The 23,549-nt window shown below is 35.9% G+C and carries 17 protein-coding genes; all 17 read left to right on the top strand.

The features are described 5' to 3' along the window. Positions 1 to 210 precede the first annotated feature (210 nt). Complete coding sequence (locus VRHSUH09_RS10110; protein ID WP_105082101.1) at positions 211 to 2,076, top strand: ShlB/FhaC/HecB family hemolysin secretion/activation protein; 1,866 nt, start codon at positions 211 to 213, stop codon at positions 2,074 to 2,076. A gap of 36 nt (positions 2,077 to 2,112) precedes the next feature. Continuing rightward, the gene (locus VRHSUH09_RS10580; RefSeq protein ID WP_245876024.1) at positions 2,113 to 2,355 is read left to right on the top strand and encodes a hypothetical protein; all 243 of its coding nucleotides are present in this window, start codon (positions 2,113 to 2,115) and stop codon (positions 2,353 to 2,355) included. A gap of 9 nt (positions 2,356 to 2,364) precedes the next feature. Further along, complete coding sequence (locus VRHSUH09_RS10105; protein ID WP_276329526.1) at positions 2,365 to 9,201, top strand: hemagglutinin repeat-containing protein; 6,837 nt, start codon at positions 2,365 to 2,367, stop codon at positions 9,199 to 9,201. After that, positions 9,113 to 10,132 carry a DUF805 domain-containing protein gene (locus tag VRHSUH09_RS10100; protein WP_105082100.1) on the top strand — a complete coding sequence of 340 codons (1,020 nt, stop codon included), beginning with the start codon at positions 9,113 to 9,115 and terminating at the stop codon, positions 10,130 to 10,132. The genes VRHSUH09_RS10105 and VRHSUH09_RS10100 overlap by 89 nt, the downstream gene beginning before the upstream one ends. Before the next feature lie 69 nt (positions 10,133 to 10,201). Beyond that, positions 10,202 to 10,624 carry a DUF805 domain-containing protein gene (locus tag VRHSUH09_RS10095; RefSeq protein ID WP_245876022.1) on the top strand — a complete coding sequence of 141 codons (423 nt, stop codon included), beginning with the start codon at positions 10,202 to 10,204 and terminating at the stop codon, positions 10,622 to 10,624. Between the two features lie 595 nt (positions 10,625 to 11,219). Beyond that, complete coding sequence (locus tag VRHSUH09_RS10085) at positions 11,220 to 12,101, top strand: sirohydrochlorin cobaltochelatase (RefSeq protein ID WP_105082099.1); 882 nt, start codon at positions 11,220 to 11,222, stop codon at positions 12,099 to 12,101. A 204-nt stretch (positions 12,102 to 12,305) separates the two neighbouring features. Then, positions 12,306 to 13,160: a sirohydrochlorin cobaltochelatase gene (locus VRHSUH09_RS10080; protein WP_105082098.1), complete on the top strand. Its 855-nt coding sequence runs from the start codon at positions 12,306 to 12,308 to the stop codon at positions 13,158 to 13,160. An 86-nt stretch (positions 13,161 to 13,246) separates the two neighbouring features. After that, positions 13,247 to 13,954, top strand: coding sequence for a precorrin-2 C(20)-methyltransferase (gene cobI, locus VRHSUH09_RS10075; RefSeq protein WP_054748673.1), 708 nt, complete (start codon positions 13,247 to 13,249; stop codon positions 13,952 to 13,954). A gap of 29 nt (positions 13,955 to 13,983) precedes the next feature. Further along, positions 13,984 to 15,363, top strand: a complete 1,380-nt coding sequence (locus VRHSUH09_RS10070) for a cobyrinic acid a,c-diamide synthase CobB (protein ID WP_105082097.1) — start codon at positions 13,984 to 13,986, stop codon at positions 15,361 to 15,363. Positions 15,364 to 15,365: 2 nt separating this feature from the next. Continuing rightward, positions 15,366 to 15,908 carry a cob(I)yrinic acid a,c-diamide adenosyltransferase gene (cobO, locus tag VRHSUH09_RS10065; RefSeq protein ID WP_054748675.1) on the top strand — a complete coding sequence of 181 codons (543 nt, stop codon included), beginning with the start codon at positions 15,366 to 15,368 and terminating at the stop codon, positions 15,906 to 15,908. 222 nt (positions 15,909 to 16,130) lie between these two features. Beyond that, positions 16,131 to 16,520: a class II SORL domain-containing protein gene (locus VRHSUH09_RS10060; RefSeq protein ID WP_054748677.1), complete on the top strand. Its 390-nt coding sequence runs from the start codon at positions 16,131 to 16,133 to the stop codon at positions 16,518 to 16,520. A gap of 190 nt (positions 16,521 to 16,710) precedes the next feature. Continuing rightward, the gene (locus tag VRHSUH09_RS10055; protein WP_105082096.1) at positions 16,711 to 17,940 is read left to right on the top strand and encodes an aspartate kinase; all 1,230 of its coding nucleotides are present in this window, start codon (positions 16,711 to 16,713) and stop codon (positions 17,938 to 17,940) included. Between the two features lie 7 nt (positions 17,941 to 17,947). Next, a complete protein-coding gene (locus tag VRHSUH09_RS10050) occupies positions 17,948 to 18,265 on the top strand; it encodes a hypothetical protein (RefSeq protein WP_054748679.1) in 318 nt (105 codons plus the stop codon). Between the two features lie 138 nt (positions 18,266 to 18,403). Next, entirely contained in the window at positions 18,404 to 21,313 is a 2,910-nt protein-coding gene (locus tag VRHSUH09_RS10045; protein ID WP_105082095.1) for an insulinase family protein, read from the top strand. A 79-nt stretch (positions 21,314 to 21,392) separates the two neighbouring features. Beyond that, positions 21,393 to 22,361, top strand: a complete 969-nt coding sequence (gluQRS, locus tag VRHSUH09_RS10040; protein ID WP_105082094.1) for a tRNA glutamyl-Q(34) synthetase GluQRS — start codon at positions 21,393 to 21,395, stop codon at positions 22,359 to 22,361. A 138-nt stretch (positions 22,362 to 22,499) separates the two neighbouring features. Next, on the top strand, positions 22,500 to 22,874 hold the full coding sequence (locus VRHSUH09_RS10035) for a CoA-binding protein (RefSeq protein ID WP_054748681.1): 375 nt from the start codon (positions 22,500 to 22,502) through the stop codon (positions 22,872 to 22,874). A 9-nt stretch (positions 22,875 to 22,883) separates the two neighbouring features. Then, positions 22,884 to 23,204, top strand: a complete 321-nt coding sequence (trxA, locus tag VRHSUH09_RS10030; protein WP_009351711.1) for a thioredoxin — start codon at positions 22,884 to 22,886, stop codon at positions 23,202 to 23,204. The last annotated feature ends 345 nt before the right edge of the window (positions 23,205 to 23,549 follow it).

Here is a 23,549-nt window from a genome sequence, read left to right as displayed (position 1 = left end):
TTAATGTTGAAAATGTTTTATAGTTGATAATACTAAGAAATTATTATAATAAATGTTATTTGGATAAAAAATAAATATTTTTGTTTATAAAAATATAATAATTATATACAGAGATAATACATCTTCATATTACTTACATTGACTTCCTAAAAAAAAAACAAAATATAATAAATTAGGAGTTTATTTATTATTTGTCTAAAGAGAGGATATATGAAGAAAAGAAAGCTATTTTTCTGTCTAAGTTTAGCTTGTATGCTACCAATACATATATATGGTGCTAAACCAATTGATACACAAGCACAACTAGATAGAGCAAGAGAACAGCAATTAGCGAGAGAGGCACGGCTTGGAGAGGGACGAATTACAGTACAAACAGGTGGAATAGATATTACATCTGGATCTTTATCATCACAAGGTGGTTATACAGTACCGGCACAACAGCCAGCACATGTAGGACCATCTTTTTTTGTATCTCAAATACGTATTGTTGAAGAGCCTATTAGTCAATCTACACAATTAACATATGATGATATGACAAATTCAACTATGGATCAGACTACATTTGTAGATAATAGTTCTGCAGCAAGTGCACGCTTGATTAAAGGTCCATTGTATTATGCGGCACAGAAAAAGAAGCTCCAATTAGATGTACCTAAAGAATTTGGTTTTCTACAAAAAACAATTAAACCATTTATGAATCGTAAACTTACAGTTGAAGATGTAAATAACTTATCTACTAGATTAAATAGTGCACTTATTGAGCGTGGTTATGTTACTTCTAGAATAGGCATTCCATCTCAATCCTTAGCTTCAGGTAGTTTACAATTCAATTTACAACTAGGTCGAGTTGAGTCTGTATTATATAAAACGTATGTACAACCATTGCCATGGGAAAATGCATTTCCTATTCGCGAAGGGGATATCTTAAATATTCGTAATATAGAGCAAGGTATAGAGCAAATGAAGCGTCTAGGCTCTCAAAATGTTTCTGTTGAGCTTGAACCTGGTTCTAAACCATTGGCTACTAATATTGTGCTTGAAACGACTAAAAAGCCACCTATTCATGGAATGGTATCCATAGATGATTCTGGACTAAAAGAAACTGGAAAACTACAGTGGACTGCAGCAGTTGGTATTGATCGAGTCTTTAATGCTAACGATGCTTTAAATTTAAGTGTTAATCGAGATGCAGTTCAAGACGGTGAGCATAAAGGTACCAGAAATCATACTATTTCGTATTCCATACCTAGAGGGAAGGATACTTTTAGTATCTCCTATAGTGATATGAAATATCACCAAACGATTAATTCTATGGCTACTCCATTTATTAGTTCTAGTCATGCTAAGACAGTTAGAGGCTCCTGGAATCATGTATTTCATCGAGATCGAACGACTAAACGTAGTTGGGATATTATTATTAGCAAGCGTAATGCGAAAAATTATATCAATGATGTGGAGGTTGCTGTACAACGCGCTAATACAGCTTCTGTAGAATTCGGTTTATCAGAACGAAGATATATTAAGCAAAATACATTATATTCTAGAGCGGCTATTAAACAAGGCGTTGGCTGGTTTGGTTCACAACCTGAATATGGTAATGGAGCACCAAGTACTCGATTTACACAACTTTTAGTAGATGTGGATTATCAAATACCTCGTACATGGGGGCATAGACCAGCAAGTATTACTACATCATTCCATGGACAATGGACATTAGGGGATAAACGTTTATTCTCTAGAGATATGATTAGCCTTGGTAATCGATATACAGTACAAGGGTTTGATGGTGAGAATACATTAATGGCTGAAAGCGGTTGGTATATGCGTAATGAAGTTGCTAGCTATATTCCTAAATGGCGATCAAGTGTTTATGCTAATGTAGATTTTGGCGCTGTATATGGTCCAAGTACAGATATATTAACAGGTAAATTTATCGCTGGTACTAGTTTAGGGATGAAAGGGCAGTTTAAATCTGGATTGTTCTATGATGTATTTGTTGGCGTTCCATTATATAAACCGAGTGGTTATAGGACAGACTCTGTCACTACAGGTTTCCAAGCTGGTATACGATTCTAAATAGTTTGAGTATATGTATTAATAGAGAGAGTAATTATGAAAGAAAAACGATTACAATATAAAATTGCCATATGGCTTACTATGGGTTTAATGATTGTAGACCCATTAGTAGTACCATTTGCCTATGCAGCAAACCCTATCGAGGTTGACACAAATGCACCACATGAAAGACAAGCTACGGTTGGACAAGCTGGTAATGGTATTACATTAGTAAATGTTGCAGGACCTTCTGTTGGTGGAGTATCTAGAAATGATTACACTAATTTTAATGTACCGTAAAATGGTGTAATTCTTAACAACTCCTACCAAATGGGTAATACAAAATTAGGTGGATATGTACCTGGTAATCCTAATATGATGCGCGGTTCGGCCAATGTTATTGTTAACGAGGTTACATCACATAATCCAACTGAGATGAAAGGGTTTATTGAGGTAGCAGGTCGTAAAGCTTCAGTAGTTGTAGCCAATCCAAATGGTATTACTGTAGACGGCGGTGGCTTTATCAATACAGATCGGGCAGTATTAACTACAGGTAAAACAGAATATGATTCAAAGGGAAATTTAAACTCCTATCGCGTAGAGCAAGGACGTATTTCTATTAATGGAAATGGTCTTAATGCTAAAGATGCTAACTCGCTACAAATTTTAACAGAAGCAACTAATGTAAATGCCGGAGTGTGGGCTAACACAATTGAAACACGTACTGGCAAGAATAGAGTAGATGCTAATACATTAGACACTCAAAAGATTGGTGATTCTAGCAATGTTGGTTTAGATGTCTCTGCTATTGGTGGTATGTATGCTAATTCTATTACCATGAAAGGTACCAATACTGGTCTTGGTGTAAATATTAAAGGTGTAGTCAGCTCTACACAAGCATCTAGTATTACTAGTGATGGCAAAATTATAGTTGACGGTGGTGTTACGAGTAATGGCAACACTACGTTAGCTGGACAAAGCATTGCCATTCACAATAGTGGTGTGGTTCAAGGTGATGTATCTACGACTGTAAATAGCCAAGAAATACTAAATAATAGTGGTCTTATTAACTCTGGAAAGACTACGACCATAAAAGCTAAATCCGTAGATAATCATGAAGGTGGACGCATTTATGGTGATACTGTAGCTATTGATGCAAAGACAGTTATTAACCATACAAATTCTGAAATAGAACAGAGTTACCATAAAGCTGGTAAAGATTTAGAAAAGGCTAAACATGATCTTGATGCTGAATGGAATGCTGATATCACAAAATATAAAACTAAAACAGAGTTAGAAGCACATCGTCAACGTATTAAAGAGTTAACAAAGACTTATGATGAAGCACAGGAGAAAGTTACTGCCATAAAAAAAGAATTAGATACTCATAAGTCTGGTGTCATTGCAGGCCGTAATCACGTTGATATAAATACCGATACAATCAATAATACGGGTAAAGGTTTCATCTATAGTGGTGGTACTATGGACCTTACAGCTAAAGAGGGGATCCATAATACAGGGGCTACAATTAAATCTGAAAAAGCTATAAAAATAGATGCTCCCATTGTAGAAAATAACAATGTTGCATTAGGTGCAAAGCGTGTTTCAGATGGCATTACTAAAAATTCTGATAAAATTAAAGTTACTCATCGACATCATAAATTAGAAGGACAGGTATTTGATAAGTCAGAATTCCCTTATGCTGATGATAAAAGTGGTTATGGTACACCACATGTAAAACCTGTTAAAACTACTGAAGACGAAGCTTATAACAAAGAGATGGATAAGCGTGAAAATCGTGTTAATGAATTTACTATTATCCGTACCGAAACAGAGAGTACACATAAAGAAATAACTCATGATGACCCAGGTGTTATTAGTAGTGGCGGTGATGTTGTAATAACAGGTATTCTCCATAATGAAAATAGTAAGGTGATTTCTGGGGGGACGGTTCAAACTAAGGGACGAATAGAAAATATATCTGACTCTATGAGTGATAAGACCTTTATAACAGGTACTACACAAGAAAGTTATACAAAAGATGTTCCTAAAAGTCACCATTTGGGCGGAAAAAAGAAACGTAGACGATGGAAACAAGAAGTCTATATGACTCCAACTATTACTGAAGCAAATGTGAAGCCAATAGGAGCTATTAAAGAGCATGCTGAAGATAATTTGTCTAAAGCTACTATTGCTAAGGTTAATGATAGTTTAGATCCCTATGGTTTAGGTGGTGGAAAAGGTAAAGAAAGTCATACTATAGATGGTTTATCCTTACCAACAGAGGCACTATATCAGATTCATCCAGATATTACAGCTAATGCTTTGATAGAAACGGACTCCGCTTTTACAAATCGTAAGAATTTTTTATCTTCTCAATATATGATTGATGCCTTAGCAAATGATCCAGAAAGAAGATTAAAACGTTTAGGTGATGGATTCTATGAGCAGCAGCTTATAAATGAGCAAATTGTATCAGCTACAGGCAAACAATATTTAGAAGGGTATACAGATAATGAGGCTGAATACAAAGCGTTATTAGAGGCCGGCATAGCCTTTGGTAAAGCTTTTAAATTAGCTCCAGGAATTGCCTTATCCAAAGAACAAATGGAAGCTATAACAACTGATATGGTATGGTTAGAAACTAAAACGGTTGTAGTAGATGGAAAAGCTCAACAAGTTCTATACCCTAAAGTATATTTAGCGAAACAACCTGCAAAATCAATGGATGCAATGGGTGGTATTATTAGTGGTAAGGCTATTGTTAGTCATACTAACACTGATATGTTAAATCAAGGCATTATGACTGCAGATACAATTGTATTAGGAGCTAATGCTGTACAAAATACAGGCCGTATAGATGGACGTAATGTTACTATTAAAACATCTAAAGATGTAATTAATACAGGTAATATTCATGGTAATAAACAGGTTACTATTAATGCCGGTCGTGATATAAATGTAGGTACCCATGTAGATAAATTAGAACACCACGATATTGTTGGTAGCCAAGGTACTATAGGTGTAGGCGAAAAAGGTGATTTGCTTTTATCTGCTAAACGAGATGTTAACCTTAAAGGTGCCATTGTTCATGCTGGGGAAAATTCTAAAGCAACGATTGAGGCTGGTCAGAATATTAATCTAACAACTGAGGCATTATCTGCTAAAAAGGATATGACTGTTAATAGTGATAATTATAATCGTACTGTCCGCCGTACAGAATTAGGTACAGCTATTTTAAGTGATAGCAATGTTACTTTACGTGCGGGAAATGATGTAAATATCCGCAATGGTATTGTTAATAGTGAACATGGCTTAACATCTGTTGAAGCAGGAAATGATGTTACTATCACTAATGGAAAAAGCTATAGTCGTGATGAATATGGTCTAAAGTATAAAGAAAAAAGTTTACTATCTCGTAAAACTAATATCATACGTACAGATCACGAGCACACAGGTGTTTTATCTTCTACGATTGGTGGCGATATGATTAATGTGAAAGCTAATCGTAATGTTTCGGTAACAGGCTCTAATATTTTAGGAACAAAAGATGTATCAGTATCCGCGGGTAATGATGTACGTACAGATTCAGGTGAAGAAACACAACGTGATGATGTATATCAATATAGTAAAAAATCTGGCTTAATGGGCGCTGGTATAGGATTTACTATTGGCAGTAAAAAAGTGACTGATACATTAGATGAAAATTCTAAAACTAATGTAAATACATTAATTGGTTCTGCTAATGGAAAGATTAGTATTGATGCTAATAATAAGGCACATCTAACTAGTACTGACTTAATTGGTAAAGATGATATTGAAGTTAGTGCTTCAGATATAACACTTGATGGTAAACATGATACTATGGCGTCGAAACAGGTGCATGAAGAGAAACAGTCTGGTTTAACTGTTAGCTTAGGTGGCTCTATTGCATCAGCATTGACTACTGCACGTGGATTACAACGTAAAGCCAATAGTCGTGATGATAAACGATTAGGCACTTTAGAATCTCTTGAAGCTGGTAAAGAACTTAAAAAAGGTTATAGTAAGATTCAAGAGTATAAAAACTTTACTCCTGATTTTGTACGAGAAGAAGCACAAAAATTAATAGCGTCTGGAATACTTAAAGAACAAAAAGTAAAAGAAATTGATAGTCTTCTACAAAATAATAATTTAAGTGATAAAACTAGAAATGAATTAGTAAAAGAAAGAAATAGACTATCTAAAGAAGCAAAATATGAACAGGAAAAAGGCAATAATGACTTAAACGACATAAATAAAGATCAAAAGCAATACAAAGAAAATAAACGGGCAAAAAAAGATGGATTAGCAAATATTCATGTAAGTATTGGCTCCAGTAAAAGTAGAAGTGAATCAAGATTGGATAGTAGTAAATATGCAGGAGGGCATATAGTATCTGATAATGGAATTAAATTAGTTACAAAACCAACTACAGCTGATTCAGGAGATATAGTGGCTATAGGGGAAACCATTCGAGGAAAATCTGTTGAATTAGATGCAAGTAGAAATCTCTCCCTACAAGCTGGAATAAATACAACTACAATAACTAATAAATATGATAGTAAGGGCTGGTCAATCGGGGCTAACCTTAGTGTTAATGGTGGTGGCTTACTAGGTATTGATGCTAATTATAATAACGCAAATGAAAATGGTACTACAGTTAAAACAACTCATTTAGGGACGGTTGTTCAAGGCAATAAAGTAATTACAAACTCTGGTGCTGATACTAATATTGTGGGATCAAAAGTATATGGTGACTCTATTCAATCTCAAATAGGTGGTAATTTAACAATTAAAAGCTTGCAAGATAGTGAAACCTATAGAGGTGAAAAGAAAAATGTTGGATTTAGCATTTCTACAAATGGTACACAATTAAGTGGGGTATCTGCAGAATATTCAAAAGGTAAAATGTCTAGTGATTATGCTAGTATTACTGAGCAAGCTGGATTATATGCTGGTTCCGAAGGATTTGATATCACAACTAAAGGAAATACTACATTAGAAGGTGCTGTTATTGATAGTAAGGCAAAAGCAGACAAGAATAAATTATCAACGAATTCCTTAACAGTTAAAGATATTAAAAATAAAGCTGAATATAAATCTAGTAATACAGGTTTAAGTTATACATCTGTGTCTGGATTTAAAAATTTAAGTCAAGCAGGTAAGGATGCTGTATATAACTCTCTAGGCTTATTACCAAAATTATTGCCAGATTCCGAAAAATCAGTTGAAAGTACTACTAAATCTGTTATTGCTAATGGTACAATAACAACAGAATCATCTAATATTGATATTAATAAGATCTCCAAAGATACTAAAAATAGTCTAAATAAACTTGATACTATTTTTGATAAGAAAAAGGTTGAAGAACGGCAAGAATTAGCACGATTATTTGCTAAAGATGCTTTTGAGCAACTCCATTATTGGGAGCCTAAAACAAAAGAAGGAAAAGCTGCAAAGGTATTAGCGCATGCAGTAGTTGCTGAAACATCTGCACGTATAGCTGGAAATCCTACTGGTAGTGGCTTCTATGCTGGTGCAACAAATGAAGCGTTGATTGGTGAAATTCAAAAAATTGCTAAATCTAATCCAGCTGTAGCACAATGGCTAAGTGCAAGTTTAGGGGCTTTAGTAAATCATGGGATCGGTAAATCTCCAATTACTGGTGCTACAGAGGCTCAATATGGAACTAAATATAATGGTTTTTATAAAAAAAGTGCAATAATTCCTGTTGCTGGATATATTAAAAAGAAAGATAAAGAAACACTTAACAGGTATGGTTTAGGAATAAGAAAATCACATAATGGTATAAGTGAAAATGTTAGTACAGATAGTGAAGAAGATGAAATCTATGTTGGAGCTCCTTATATTGTTTCAACTTGGGCTGATTCAGACACTGGAATGGCATATCATACTCTTTCAGATGGTACAGTTCAACCTATGAATAAAACTTGGGGCAAGGTTTTAGAGGGGCGTGGATACCCAACTGTAGTTGGAAATGATGGTGCATTCTATACTGGTAATGATGAAGTTGGTTTGTATTATAATCCTGATCCAAGTGAAGAATCTAGAAAGAGAGTTGTTGCTACAGGTTATCAAGATTCGGATGGACAATTAATCCAATATCATGCGGATAAAACTATAACACGTACAGGGGATTTTTTAGGCAATAAATATCTAAGAGAAGGTTATAAGCCAGAATGGGTTGGATCTGAGTCTAATGGATATTGGACTGCTAATAATTGGTATGTCAATCTTGATAGTGAGGCTAGAAAAATTATAAGTGAGTCTATTAGTGGCGGTGTAGGTAATAGTAATAAGGTAGCTCTTGATGCCTTTAAATGGAGCACTAGCAAAGTAGGCCGGGATTTAAGTCTCTTATCTACTGGTAAAGAAGAAAGTGCATCTGTATTTTTTGTAGGAGCTGCAACACGTAGGGGGAATAGTCCTAATAGTATAATATATACTGATAAAATTAGTTTGGGCTATAATTTGACAGATTTTTTGAAAAAACTTGATTTTATAGCACCTCCTAAAATTGTATATAATAATGATCCTGCCGATTTTACAATAGATAGTTCTTATGGTGGATACAGTAAAAAGAGTGTGCCTTCTGATAATAGTGATGTTGATTTAAAACATCCTCATTTTAAATTATCCCATACAGATCTTGAAATTAGAGGGGTTGATAATTTCAAGTTTAAACAAAATAATACTATTGATGGTAAAATAAGTTTGTTGGATTTTTACCAAAAATTAAAAAGTGGAAATTTACTTTCTATAAAGAGCCCTACATACGATTCAAGTAATAGTAATTTTGTTAGTCTTCCGTTAGAATTGAATGCTGAAGTTTATTCTTCTAGAGAGGAAGAAGGTCCCATTGATAGTGAATCGTTAGGTTTAGTAAATAAAGTATACTCTGGTTTACCAATTGAAACTATTCGTGCAGAGGGTTATTTAACTACTCATCCAGATACCAATGCTACACAATGGACCAATAAAGGTAATGGGAGAGATTATATTGTAGAAGAGGAGAATGGAAAATATAAAATTTTATTTGATCAAGGGTGGAAGGATATTACAAAATATGATCTTGAAAGATATTATAAGCGCAAAAGCAATTAAGGACGAGTTGTTTTTGTTAAGAACTAACGTTAAATCTTTAATGTTATCATGGCGTATTACTCGTACTCCTTACTTACTTTCTATAATATTAGTATATTTTTCTTATATTGCTATGCCAGGACTAACATTTAATTCCTTACCAAAGTATGAAGAGAGTATAGTGTCTTTAATTGGATATGCTAATTTAGGAATATCGTTAGTAATTTTTTCTTTACTAGCAATTAGACGAGTTCTAGATGTTAATCAAAAATGGATTTCAGGATTTGTAATAGTAGCCGGTATATATACGTTGTACACTAATTATTTAAATTATTTACCACCTATATTAGAGGTAACATATACAGAGGATTCCTTGATTACAAATATGTCAGTTAATTTAAACATTTTGGTAGTAGGGTTATTAATATTATCTTTGTTTCCTAGTAATGAATATAATAATGACTATGGCTTATCAAATTGTATTGAAAAGGTGGGGTCTAGCTTTATAAGAATTGACTATGGCGGGTTTGAACAATTTTTAGATGAATTTTCCTTATATAAAATCTTACCGATTTTAAAAAAAAGCTTATCGCTGGAGTTATTTAACTGGAAGGGCCGTATCTCAAGAGGTGAATTGATATATTATTATATAGTATATCAATTCATGGTTCTATTACTTGTAATATTAATTTATTCAATAGGGACTATTTTACCTACAATATTATTAAAAAATATATTTTTATCATCTATTGTAGCTATTTTTTTGATTTGGTGTTTTATATACTTATTAAAAGTACTAATTCAGAGGTTACATGATTCTTATAGTAGTGCTTTTTGGTTATTTGGGGTGTTCATACCTTATGTAAATGTATATGTACTATATCTAATATTATTTAAAGGTTCATGGCGGTACATTGATGCCAGTGTAATTAGTGATAATATCTCTCATTGACTTTCTAGTTCAATCATGTATTATTGACACATAGTAGTTGATAACAATTTTCCGTTGTAAAAGTGTATCATGTATGAGCAAGAGACAAAAATCACTTTATGTAATGAAAAAGGAATTTTAGAATATTTGAGAGATATTTATTTATATCGCTCATTTAGATTAACTGGACGCGCTAAGCTTATTGAGGCTGGCATAGGTGTAGGTTCACTAGGCACAATAATGGGCTTAAATGTAAATATTTTGGCGTTGCTTCTCATGATAAAAAGTGAAATGGGAATAGCTATTTTAGAGCCTATATCATGGGCGATCTTTTATATACTTTATGTCTATACACTGTTCTCTGTATTTACTTTACTCATCCGACGTCTTCATGATAGTTTGTATAGCGGATTATGGATTTTGTTATTAGTAGTTCCTTTTGCCAATGTCTTTGTCTTTTATAGACTCTTTATAAAAGGTAGTTGGGACGTTAATAGTATAAAAGAAATTTAATATACAAAATGGTGTTGGACTCCTTTGAGTTCAACACCATTTTGTGTATCTTGAAGTTATAGTGTAATGTATATATTAAATAGATTAGAGTACTATGGTTTTAAATTAGTAGGGTAGATATGTTTGCGAATATTGTAATTGGTCTCTTTGGCTTATTAATGGTGAATTATCTCGTCATTATAGCTAGGCAACGAATAGTTAAAATTGTAATTGGTATCTTAGGGAATTGTTTCTTTGGACTTTCATTGTTTAGTGATTATATTGCTTTACCAAGTTCTATGATTGATTTGAAGTATATTTTAATTATTATTCTTTGTATTGCTTGTGTCTTTAATCTATGGCGTCATAATCGCTCTGGCAAAATCACAGCTAGCGACAAGAGAAGGTATGATACCTTTACAGGTCGAATTAAGTTTATTGTTATATTTTTTCTTCTTTTATGTGGTGTTGCATCGGTTATACATTATTTTGGTTGATTTTGATATTTTTTCTCATTGACTTCTATACATTAATCTTGTACTATTATTACAGAGTAGTTGATAACAATTTTCAGTTGTGAGAATTGTTACATGTATGAGCAATATGGAGGTCACATATGAAAGGCATAATCATTGCATCCTTTGGATCAATTTACCAAGATGCTGTGGAGAAATCCATTGGCAGTATAGAGAAAAAAGTACGTTCCATGTATAGCGATATGGAGGTACGCCGTGTATTCTTATCTGATGCATTAGTAGAGAAATGGAACGAGAAGTACGATGATAAGATTTCTTCTTTCACAGAGGCTATGCAAGATTTCGCTCGCAAGGGCGTTGATGAAGTATACATTCAACCAGTTACATTGGTAGCAGATCAGTGTTACCAACAAATGCGTAAACAAGCATTAAAGTTTTTACATAATAATGAATATGGTTTTAGCCAAGTGAACATTGGTAAGCCATTACTCACGTCTCTAGGTGTAAAGAATTATGCTGACGATTATGAAGCTACATTAGAAAGTATTGTTCGCCACGTTAATACAAAAGCACTTAATAAGTCTGTAGTGCTTATGGCGAATGGTCAAAATCAATTGGAATTTAGTACATTACAATTGAAAGCTATGTACGGTGCGGCACCAAATGTTGTGGTATTTACTACAAATGGGTTCCCTACTTTTAAACAAGCTCTTACCTTGTTAGATCGAATGGGGCATAAAGATTTATTAGTAGTACCGTTGGCTCTTATTGGTTCTACACATTTAATGGACTATCTTGGCGGTGAGCGTTCTGACTCCATTTATGCATTGCTCGCTGAAGAGGGTTACAATGTAGATATTTGGAATGAAGGTCTTGGTGAAAATCCTTATGTACAAGATTTATTCTTGAAGCATTTAGGCCAAGCTATCCGGATGTCTGATCGGAAGCGTCCCATGCCTCGTGAATCTGTAAAACCTGTAATGACAAATTCTCGTATAGAAGTACAAGGTATGATTTCTTAATACTTACTATTACATAATTAGACATATCACTCCACTCCTTTCCATAAGCAAAACTCCTCCTTGTTGGATATCCAATGGGGAGGAGTTTTACTTTTACTATGAAAGATAAGAATAATTTCCAATTTATACGTACCACGGTATGCCCTGAAAAGATTCTCTATGGTATGATTAAGATACATTATTAATTAATATAAGGAGACTTTCATGAAACAAGCTATTTTAGTTGTTGCCTTTGGGTCCACTGTTGACAGTGCTCGTGAACATAATATTGATTCCGTAGTAGAACATATTCGTAAAGCGTATCCGGACTATACTGTGGAATTAGCTTTTTCCTCTCGTATCATCGTTAAGCGTTTACGTGAACGCGGTGTTGAGGTACCTACTGAACAAGGGGCGTTAGAAAAACTCATCCAAGAAGGGTATACACATGTGTATGTACAACCACTTCATTTCACTGGCGGTGAAGAGTTTGATAAATTGAAAAATAATATCCTTGCTCATGAAGGGGAAGGACAGCTAGAAGTATTGCGCGTAGGTAGACCTCTCGTATATTACATGGGCCAAGAAGAGCATCCAGATGATTACCAAATCTTAATTGACCGTTTCATTAAATCTCTTAATATTTCTAAAGAAGACGGGTTACTATTGGTTGGTCATGGTGGCCTCGGTTCTGGTAATTCATCATATGGCAACCTACAATTTAAACTAATTCGTGATGGCCTTACAAATGTACGTGTCGCCGTTTTAGAGAATGCTCCTTATGTGGCTGATGTAGCTATGCCATGGGAATGGCTTGATGGGAAGCGTCCAAATACAATTCACCTACATCCATTATTATTAGTATTAGGGGATCATGCCCAAAATGATCTCTTCGGAGATGAAGAGGATAGTGTAGTAAATGAATTGACTGAGGCTGGTTATGAGGTTAAACCTATTAATGCTGGTCTAGGTGAGTATGAAGTTATCCAAGATATCTTCCGTCAACATTTACAAGACTGCATCGATGATTTGTATGGCAAACGTAGCCCACATCGCCCTGCAATTCCAAATATTAAATAGTGCCTTTGTATATCTTGCATAAATTGGTTATAATAATAGATATTGCAATTATAAATAAACTGTAACTATAAGAATAGGAGATACCCATGAAAGGTAAATTATATGGCATTGGCGTAGGCCCTGGTGATTCTGAATTAATGACTGTGAAAGCTGCTCGCATCGTAGGTGAAGCAGATATTATTATCACACCTAAAACAGAGAAGAAAGATGGCTCTGTAGCCCTTGATATTGCATCCCCATATATCCAAGAACATACAGAAATCGTTCCTGTAGTATTCCCAATGGTATTAGATGATGCTACACAAGAGGAAGGCTGGCAAGAAGCAAAACGCATTATCTTGTCTTACTTAGATGAAGGTAAAAGTGTTGTATTCTTAACATTAGGTGATCCTATGTTCTACAGCACATATATGTATGTATACCGCTTGATTGAAAATACTGGTCATGAAATCGAAACAATTCCAGGTGTAACTGCGTTCTGTGCTATTGGTTCCCACCTTGGCTATCCAATCGTAGAGAAGGAAGAAGTATTAGCTATCGTTCCTGCTACAGCACCTAAAGAAAAAATTGATGCTGTATTGGCTGTTGCCGATGATGCGGTAATCATGAAAGTGTACAAAAACTTTGATGAAGTACAAGAAACATTGATTAAACACAATATGGCAGATGATGCGGTTATGATCAGCCGTGTAGGTTTGCCAGATGAGCAAGTATTCGTAGGCCTTGATAACATGCCAAAAGATACTAAACTCAACTACTTATCTACAATCCTTGCAAAACGTAAGGACCGTTAACAAATACGTCGTATTACGAGGTAATATCTATGAACACAGTACAGATTCCACGTGTTGTCATTGCTGGCACTAACTCTGGTGTAGGTAAAACAACTATCGTAGCGGGCTTATTGTCTGCTTATGCAAATGGTGGACGTACGGTGCAATCCTTTAAAGTGGGCCCGGATTATATTGATCCGGGCTTTCATAAAATTGCATCCGGCCGTGACAGCTATAATTTAGATACGTGGCTTGTGCCACCTCACAAATTAAATCCTTTCTTTGCTACTATGGCGCATGGAGTAGACCTTGCTATTATTGAAGGTGTTATGGGCCTTTATGATGGTGGTCGAGAAGGTGTTAGTTCTACAGCTCAAATTGCTAAACAATTGAATGCACCGGTGGTGCTTGTTATCGATTGCAAGGCCATGGGTGAAAGTGCGGCAGCTATTGCTAAAGGTTTCCGTGATTATGATCCTGAGGTAAACTTTGGCGGCGTCATCTTGAATCGCTTAGGTTCTGCCAACCATGAGCGCATGGTTCGTGAAGGCATGGATAAGATAGGTGTACCTGTTATTGGTGCTATTTATCGAGATGACCGTATGCACTCTCCTGAGCGCCATTTAGGACTCACACCGGTTACTGAAATTGACCCAACAGAGGCTATCAACACGATTCGCGAAGCTGTTGAGAAAATGGTAAATCTAGATCAATTGTTGGATATTGCATCTAGTGCACCTGCTATTGAGTTACCAGAGGCTGTAGATGCTAAATCCGTTGAAAAGCGAGTTAAAATTGGTGTAGCCTATGATGAGGCGTTTTCTTTCTATTATCCAGCAAGTTTAGCTGCCTTAGAAGAGAAGGGGGCCGAGCTCGTTTATTTTAGCCCTCTTAATGACTTTGAAGTTCCAGATGTAGATGGCCTAGTATTTGGTGGTGGTTTTCCTGAAATGTTCTTGTTCCAGCTTTCTAGTAACGAGTCAATGAAGGAATCTATCCGTGAAGCTAATGAAAAAGGTATGCCTATTTATGCAGAATGTGGTGGCCTCATGTATTTATGTGAAAGTATCCACGATTTTGAGGGCGCCGTATATAATACAGTAGGTATTGTACCTGCTAATTGCATTATGCAACAAAAGCTACAAAAAGTAGGGTATGTTACGGCTACAGCTAAGCGAGATACCTTATTAGGTGCTGCAGATACATCTCTTCGTGGGCATGAGTTCCATTTCTCTACGATGGAGCCCACAGTAGAAGACTTCCCGTGGGCATTCCATTTAGAAGGAGGCCGTAAGCCTCAATCTTATGATGGCGGCTATGCTACTAATAATGTATTAGCATCCTATTTACATTTGAACTTTGCTGGTTCTGATGAAGGGGCGCAACACTTTGTAGATATATGTGCTACGTATAAAGCTAAAAGGAGCTAATTATGAGTGAACGAGGCTTAATTTTAGTCAACACAGGCAATGGTAAAGGTAAAACTACGGCCGCTTTAGGTGTTGCATTGCGTGCTGTAGGTCAAGGCTTTAAGGTTCTCATACTACAATTTATTAAAAGTGGTAATGGCTATGGTGAATTAGCAGGTCTCGCTAAATTAGGTGACCAAGTAGAAATACGCTCCATGGGTAAAGGCTTTATTTACTATAAACGTGATGAAGTAGGAGAGGTAGAGCTCGCAAGACACAAAGAGGCGGCTCAAACTGCTTGGCATACTTTGGTAGAGGAGGTTAACTCTGATACATGGGATCTTATCATAATGGATGAAATCAATAATGCCATTAATTACGAGCTTATTGATGTAAACTCTGTAGTAGATATGCTAAAGAATAAGCCAGAACGACTTCATGTAATTTTGACGGGCCGCTATGCTAAACCAGAAATTATCGAAATAGCAGATACGGTAACAGAAATGAATGTAGTAAAGCATGCCTATGAGAAGGGCATTAAGGCTGCTAAAGGTATTGAGTTTTAAGTATAGGTACTTAAATCTTAAGGATACTGCTAAAGGCATGTATAGTAGCACATTTAGCAACTAATGTTTTGTATTTATGAGTATTAACTATAATTAAATCTAAAAGTTTCGAAAAAGTCCTTGCTAAAACTATATCGAAAATGTATAATATAGTCATAAGCACAGTAGTGCTCAATATTCTTGACATTAAGTATGTATATAACAATAACCAGGAGGTTAACTATGGCTGTACATGATTACATTAAATCTGGCGATTTCGCTACTGAAAAACACGTTCCTGTTATCGAAACAGTTGACACTGTAAAAGCAGGTGAAACTTTCCACGTAACTTTGTCCGTAGGTAAAGACATTGCACATCCTAACACTGTAGAACATCACATTGATTGGATTAAATTGTACTTCGTAGCTGAAGGTACTCAATTACCATACGAAGTTGGTACTATCGCATTCAACGTTCATGGTGACGGTGCGACTGCTAACGAAGGCCCTGTAGTAGCAATTTCTGAAGGTACTTTAGCAGTATCTTTGAAAAAATCCGGTAAATTGATTGCTGTATCTTACTGCAATCTTCACGGTTTGTGGGAATCTGAAAAAGAAATTACAGTTGCTTAATTAACTAAAACAACTAATAAAGACCAGCCTTAGGGCTGGTCTTTTTGCATATATCTTAATGTCCGCAGAAAAAGGATTTTTGTATTAGTCCAGTGGAATGATTGCTGTACATCCCTTTACAGTGCTATTTGTTTGTGGTAAAGTATATTCATATTGATATTTAGTAAATATAGTTAAATGAGGGATTATTGTGGCCTTAATCGTTAAAAAATTTGGTGGTAGTTCCGTAGCTACACCAGAAAAAATATTTAATATTGTTGATCGCGTCCTTCGTGAGAAGCAAGTAGACGATAAAATCGTTATTGTTGTATCCGCAATGGGTGATACAACGGATGACTTGGTAGCATTGGCTAAACAAGTAACATCCAAGCCTTATGGTCGTGAGATGGACCGCCTGTTATCCACAGGTGAACAAGTAACGATTGCATTGATGGCAATGGCTTTTAACGAACGTGGTCATAAATCTGTATCCTTAACAGGTGACCAAGCAGGTATCACAACTAGTGATAGTTTCAATAAAGGCCGTATTTTGGGCGTTGATCCAAATCGCGTGTTTGAAGCGTTGGATGCAGGCAACATCGTAGTTGTTGCTGGTTTCCAAGGTATTACTGAATACGGTGACATGGTTACATTAGGTCGTGGTGGCTCTGATACAACAGCAGTTGCATTGGCAGGCGCTATGAAGGCAGATGTATGTGAAATCTTCACAGATGTAGACGGCGTATATTCTACAGACCCTCGCGTAGCGAAGGAAGCTTTCAAATTAGAAGAAGTAACGTATGGCGAAATGCTCGAAATGGCGCGCCTTGGTGCCGGTGTAATGCAACCACGTGCCGTAGAAATGGGCTTCCGTTATGGCGTGCCTATTCATGTACGTTCTACATTTAATGATAAACCAGGTACTATTATTCGGGAGGATTATACTGTGGAAGCAAATAAACGCGTAATTACTGGCGTAGCTGATGATAAAAATACTGCAAAAGTAGCCCTTGTAGGGGTTGAAAATAAACCAGGTGTGGCAGCAACTGTATTCAAAGCATTGGCTGCGAAAAACGTAGACGTAGATATGATTGTTCAATCTATCCGCTCCGTTGGTGAACCAAAAACTGACCTTATCTTTACAGTAGCTATGGATGACGTAGTTTTGGCGCGCGAAGTATTGGAAGAATTGCAAGAAACGGTTGATATTGAAGCTGTAAATATTGACGAACGCATGGCAAAAGTTTCTATTATCGGTGCTGGTATGCTAGGTCAACCTGGCGTGGCAGCTCAAATGTTTGATATTTTGAGCCAAGAAGGCATCAATATTGAAATCATTTCTACTTCTGAAATTAGTATTTCCTGCCTTGTTGCTGAAGACCGTGTTAAAGATGCTGTTCGCGTAATTCACAACGGCTTATTGTTAGACCAAAGAGGTTAATCTATTTATGGATAGTCTACGTAGTTTTATGGATGAAATGCTCAATGACCAAGGTCGTAAGGAAGGTTTCATTAGCGATCTACTAGGAAATCTAAAAAATCAGCCTATTCCAACATTGGAGCAAGCTCAAACTGGTTACACTACGGTAAGTAATTTACATGGTATCTTCTACGATTATGATAAAGCAGAGGTTACTATTTCTTACAAGGTAGTACCGGATATGTATGAACCCTATACATTGAGCTTTATACAGTTTCAAGCTGTACTAGAAGGCTTATTAACCTTGCGCCGCAATCAAAAGTGGCAAATGCAACATACTAAATAATATAAACCCCATAGGCCTATGCCTATGGGGTTTTGTGTTTCGATAATTATTCTTAACATCTATATATAAAGTCATCGATATGGTATAATTAATTGTTAAGAAAGAAATCATTTTATTTATATAGAAAGAAGGGACAGCATGGAAATAAATAAGGTTTATTCTGGCTTTCGCCTTGACCGCATTGAGCGCATTGATGAGATCAATGGTACCGCTTATGAAATGAAGCACGAAAAGTCTGGTGCCCGATTAATTTATATCGATTCACCAGATTCTAATAAAGTATTCAATATTGCTTTTAGAACAACACCTCACAACAGTACTGGTGTAGCTCATATTATGGAGCACTCCGTATTATGTGGTTCTCGCAAGTTTCCTTTGAAAGAGCCTTTTGTAGAGCTCGTGAAAGGTTCTTTGAATACGTTCTTAAACGCAATGACATACCCTGATAAGACGATGTATCCTGTGGCGAGTAAGAACGATAAAGACTTCCGCAACTTAATGGACGTGTATCTTGATGCTGTATTGTATCCTCGCGTACGTGACGATGCAGAAATCGTAATGCAAGAAGGTTGGCATTATGAGCTAGATCATGCCGATGATGAGCTTACCTATAAAGGCGTTGTATTTAATGAGATGAAGGGTGTGTACTCTTCTCCAGATTCTGTATTAGAGCGTCAAATGATGCGCGAACTTTTCCCAGATACTACTTATGGTGTTGATTCTGGTGGGGATCCTGATCATATTACAGATTTAACATATGAAGAATTCCAAGAGTTCTATCGCGTTCACTATCATCCATCCAATAGTTATATTTTCCTGTATGGGGCTATGAATATTGAAGAACAATTAGCATTTTTGAATGATGAATACTTAAGTCACTTTGATGCTATTGAGGTTCATACTGAGGTAGGTTTACAAGCTCCATTTACAGAAGGTAAAGTAGTGAGCTATCCGTATAGTGTAGGTTCTGAGGAACCAACAGAGAATCGTACTTTGCATTCCTTTGCCTATGTATTACCTAGTGTGACTCCTGAGCATAGCTTGGCTTTTGAGGTTTTAACACATGCTTTATTAACGTCCCCAGCGGCGCCTTTAAAACAGGCTTTAGTAAAAGCAGGTATCGGCTCTGATGTGAGTGGCTATTATTTAGATAGCATTCGCCAACCTATGTGGACTGTACAAGCAACTGGCTCTAATCTAGATAAACAAGCTGACCTGCAACGCATTGTAGAATCTACATTGCAAGAGCTTTGTGATAAAGGTTTAGATAAAGAATTATTAGAAGCTTCCTTGAATAGCATTGAGTTTGCTCTTCGTGAAAGCGACTTTGGTGGTCGTCCAATCGGTCTTGCCTATGTCATCCGTATGATGGATAACTGGTTATATGATAATGATCCGCTTGAGCTCTTACACTACGAAGAAGCGCTAGTGAATATTCGAAAAGGCTTATCTGGTACGTACTTTGAAGATTTGATTCGTCAATCTATTTTAAATAACAATCACAAAGTACTCGTATCTATCTATCCTGAACGTGGACTTCAAGAGCGCAAAGATGCAGAGGTTAAAGAACATTTAGCTGCTGTAAAAGCAAATATGACAAAAGAGGAGATTGACTCGATTGTAGAGCAAACTAAACGCCTTAAAATCCGTCAAGAAACTCCAGATAGTGAAGAAGCATTGGCATCGATTCCATTGCTTGAGTTATCTGATTTAAATCCTAATATTGAAGCTGTAGAACGCCGTGAAAGCAAGATTGGTAATACGAAAGTGCACTTTGTGCCTACTTTCACAAAAGGCATTAACTATGTAGGTTTATACTTTAACTTGAGTTGCCTCACAGAAGATGAGCTGTTCTACGCAGATATTTTAAGTGATATACTTGGTCGCATTGATACATCTGAACGCGGCTATGAAGCATTGGCTAAAGATATTAATATGAATCTTGGTGGTTTAAGCTCTGATGTTACAGCAATCAGCAAAGATGGTAAGCGCGATGAATTTACACCACTTATGATTGTACGTGCTAAAGCATTGCATTCTAAATTACCTGATTTGTGTCGCTTGATAAATGAAGTAGTACAAAAAGCAGATTATAGTGATGATCGTCGTTTGACTGAGCTTGTTCAAGAAAGCAAAGCTATTTGGGATAACGAAGCATTCCGTCGCGGTAACTCCATTGTAAGCCAACGCGTTATGGCACAAGTATCTGCGGTTGGTAAATTTAGAGACAATGGGAACTTTGGTTACTATCAGAAGATTAGCGAATTAGCTTCTAACCCCGCAGCATTACCATTACTGCCAGAAAAATTAGCCGACGTAGCTCGTAAGATTTTCCGTGCTAACAACGTAGATATTATGTTTGTTGGTGAAGAAGGCGAATTAGAGGCTTTTGAAAACTTAATGAAACCATTGGTTGAAACTTGGGATACTACTGAGTTAAGCAATGATGTATTACAAATTACTCAACTTTCCGGTAATGACGGTATCGTTACAGCTGGTAAGGTGCAATACGTAGCGCAAGGTGGTAACTTTGTCGATCATGGGTATAAACATATTGGTCCTATGAGTGTACTAGAAACGATTTTGCGGTATGAGTACCTTTGGATTCGTATTCGTGTTCAAGGTGGTGCTTACGGTGCTTTTGCTAATTTCTATGACGATGGCAATATGATTTTCTGTAGCTATCGCGATCCAAATTTGGTAGAAACATTGAATGTGTACAAAGAGTTACCTCAATACCTTCGTGAGTTTACTTTGACTGACCGTGAAATGCGTAAATATATTATTGGTACGATGAGCTCTTTAGACTTGCCTATGACTCCAGCGTTGCGTGGTCCACGTGCAATGGGCATGTACTTTAGCGGTGCTAAACTAGAGGATAAGGTAGAGTTCCGTAAACAAGTTATCGCTTGTAAGCCAGAGAATATTGTTGCTTTAGCAGATGTGGTTGAACCTGTATTAAAGGATAATCATATTTGTACAATGGGTAACGAACAAAAAATTAAAGACGCTGGTGATGTATTCGATAATATCATTTCTTTAGGCTAATTATTTAATATAATATAGTGGCATATTCTGTTTGATTGTACAGAGTATGCCACTTGTTTTGTAATGTAGGAGGGCTAATATGAAAGGCCGGTTTGCACCAAGCCCAACAGGATATATCCATCTTGGCAATGTGTGGATTGCTTTATTATCATATATTTCTACGCGACAACAAAAGGGAACTTATGTAGTTCGAATGGAGGATATAGATCTTCAACGTTCTAAACGGGAATTAGGGGACGCACTCTTAGATGATTTAGAGTGGCTTGGCTTTGAATGGGATGAAGGTCCGCGTATTGGCGGACCAGAATCAACATATTGGCAAAGTGAACGACAAGAATACTATGCTAATATCTTAGAAAGTCTTGCATTAGAAAAACTAATTTATCCATGCTTTTGTAATCGTGCTAGATTACAGTCTATTGCTTCAGCCCCTCATGTGGGAGAGGTAGTTCATCGATATGATGGACATTGTCGCCATATAGATGAGGAAAAGGTGAAAACCTTTTCTGCTGAAAAGGATCCTTCGTTGCGCTTATCCATAGATTCTTGTGATATAGAATTTACAGATCGCTGGCAAGGTGTTCAACATATTCATTTAGAAGGTGAGCTAGATGATTATGTATTACGTCGTGGTGATGGTATGTATGCCTATAATTTAGCCGTTGTCCTAGACGATATTGCAATGGGAATCACGGAGGTCATTCGTGGAGATGATTTGCTAGATACTACAGGACAGCAAATATATTTATATAAAACATTACAACAGTGTTTACACTCTAAACATATAAAAGTACCATCGTATGGTCATGCACCGCTCTTAATTGATTCTGAAGGGCATAGATTGTCTAAACGACAGAAGAGTATTACTATTCGGGAATTGCGTGATAATCAATGGTCTGCTAATAGAATCGTCGGTGAATTAGCTATCGCAGGCGGGTTAGTTAAAGCCAATGCATTAAATAATCGGGAAATAAGTATTTCTGAATTAATTAAGATTGATTTAAATTTACCTTGTCTTAGTCAGAAAACGATTGAGATAAAAATATAGATAAAGAGCATAAAACGGCTATTGCTTTATGTTATAGGATGTTTGCTAAAAGAGAATAATTCTTTGGTTATAAAATTCGATATATTATATTGACAATATTCGATATTCATTTATAATAGAATATAAGAGGTGGTCAAAATGACAATTCAACAAGCTTTAGATCAAAAAGTGTGGGCCGTTATTGGAGCCACTCATAAAACCGAAAAGTTCGGCTATAAGATTTATAAATGTCTTAAAGATCACGGATATGAAGTATATCCAGTTAATCCTAATATTGCAGAAATAGATGGAGACAAATGTTACTCTAGTCTTTCTGCACTTCCTGTTGTACCAGCTGTTGTGGATTTTGTTGTACCAGAAGCAGCGGGCATGGCTGCATTAGATGAATGTAAAGAACTTGGCATTTCTACTGTGTGGTTGCAACCAGGAGCGGATAAACCATCTGTTGTTGAAAAAGCACATGCTTTAAACCTGCATGTCATTCAAGATTGTGTATTAGTTCAATTACCGTAGGAGGGTACAATGAGCGAATTAAAAGAATTAAAAACTGCTGAATATCAAGATTTAGTAAATCAAGGTGGCGTTACTGTTATTGATTTCTGGGCTCCATGGTGCGGTTATTGCGTACGTATGATGCCAATCATCGAAGAAATCGCAGGTGAGCTTGAAGGTAAAGCTAACTTTGTAAAAGTAAATGCTGATGAAGAACCAGAATTAGCACGTAATATGCAAGTAGAAGTATTACCTACATTCGTTATCTTGAAAGATGGCGAAGTTGTAGATCGTAAAATTGGTTTCTTGCCAAAAGGCGACCTTCAAGGTGCTATCGAATCTAAATTCTAATATTATAGATAAAACTATATAGAGTAAAAAAGACCTCATCAATGTATAAGTGATACATTGATGAGGTTTTTTTCATATTTTGAATACTTAGGAATAAAATGAAAGCTGTAAAAGTAAATTTAGTTTAAAATTTAAAATTTCATTTTATACGATGCACTAAATATTAAGTTCCAGTATTTATCTGTATTGTTGTTAGATTTTTGATGAGTGAAAAATGAAACATAAGTTTAACTTATTAATTTTTTTATGGAAGTTTAAAATATTATATGGTAATATTATGTTAAATATTGTGAATGTTTAGTGAAAAGAGTGCAATATTTGATTTATTTCTTCATTGTGGGGTGA

The organism is Veillonella rogosae JCM 15642 (assembly GCF_002959775.1).
GTDB classification, from domain to species: domain Bacteria; phylum Bacillota; class Negativicutes; order Veillonellales; family Veillonellaceae; genus Veillonella; species Veillonella rogosae.
The sequence above is the reverse complement of the archived record's forward strand: the minus strand, read 5'-3'. Positions and strand labels throughout refer to the sequence as shown.

Bases quoted from the DNA above. Each gene is read 5' to 3' on its own strand.
- VRHSUH09_RS10110 (WP_105082101.1), top strand. From the start codon at position 211: ATGAAGAAAAGAAAGCTATTTTTCTGTCTAAGTTTAGCTTGTATGCTA.
- VRHSUH09_RS10580 (WP_245876024.1), top strand. From the start codon at position 2,113: ATGAAAGAAAAACGATTACAATATAAAATTGCCATATGGCTTACTATG.
- VRHSUH09_RS10100 (WP_105082100.1), top strand. From the start codon at position 9,113: ATGGAAAATATAAAATTTTATTTGATCAAGGGTGGAAGGATATTACAA.
- VRHSUH09_RS10095 (WP_245876022.1), top strand. From the start codon at position 10,202: ATGTATGAGCAAGAGACAAAAATCACTTTATGTAATGAAAAAGGAATT.
- VRHSUH09_RS10085 (WP_105082099.1), top strand. From the start codon at position 11,220: ATGAAAGGCATAATCATTGCATCCTTTGGATCAATTTACCAAGATGCT.
- VRHSUH09_RS10080 (WP_105082098.1), top strand. From the start codon at position 12,306: ATGAAACAAGCTATTTTAGTTGTTGCCTTTGGGTCCACTGTTGACAGT.
- cobI (WP_054748673.1), top strand. From the start codon at position 13,247: ATGAAAGGTAAATTATATGGCATTGGCGTAGGCCCTGGTGATTCTGAA.
- VRHSUH09_RS10070 (WP_105082097.1), top strand. From the start codon at position 13,984: ATGAACACAGTACAGATTCCACGTGTTGTCATTGCTGGCACTAACTCT.
- cobO (WP_054748675.1), top strand. From the start codon at position 15,366: ATGAGTGAACGAGGCTTAATTTTAGTCAACACAGGCAATGGTAAAGGT.
- VRHSUH09_RS10060 (WP_054748677.1), top strand. From the start codon at position 16,131: ATGGCTGTACATGATTACATTAAATCTGGCGATTTCGCTACTGAAAAA.
- VRHSUH09_RS10050 (WP_054748679.1), top strand. From the start codon at position 17,948: ATGGATAGTCTACGTAGTTTTATGGATGAAATGCTCAATGACCAAGGT.
- VRHSUH09_RS10045 (WP_105082095.1), top strand. From the start codon at position 18,404: ATGGAAATAAATAAGGTTTATTCTGGCTTTCGCCTTGACCGCATTGAG.
- gluQRS (WP_105082094.1), top strand. From the start codon at position 21,393: ATGAAAGGCCGGTTTGCACCAAGCCCAACAGGATATATCCATCTTGGC.
- VRHSUH09_RS10035 (WP_054748681.1), top strand. From the start codon at position 22,500: ATGACAATTCAACAAGCTTTAGATCAAAAAGTGTGGGCCGTTATTGGA.
- trxA (WP_009351711.1), top strand. From the start codon at position 22,884: ATGAGCGAATTAAAAGAATTAAAAACTGCTGAATATCAAGATTTAGTA.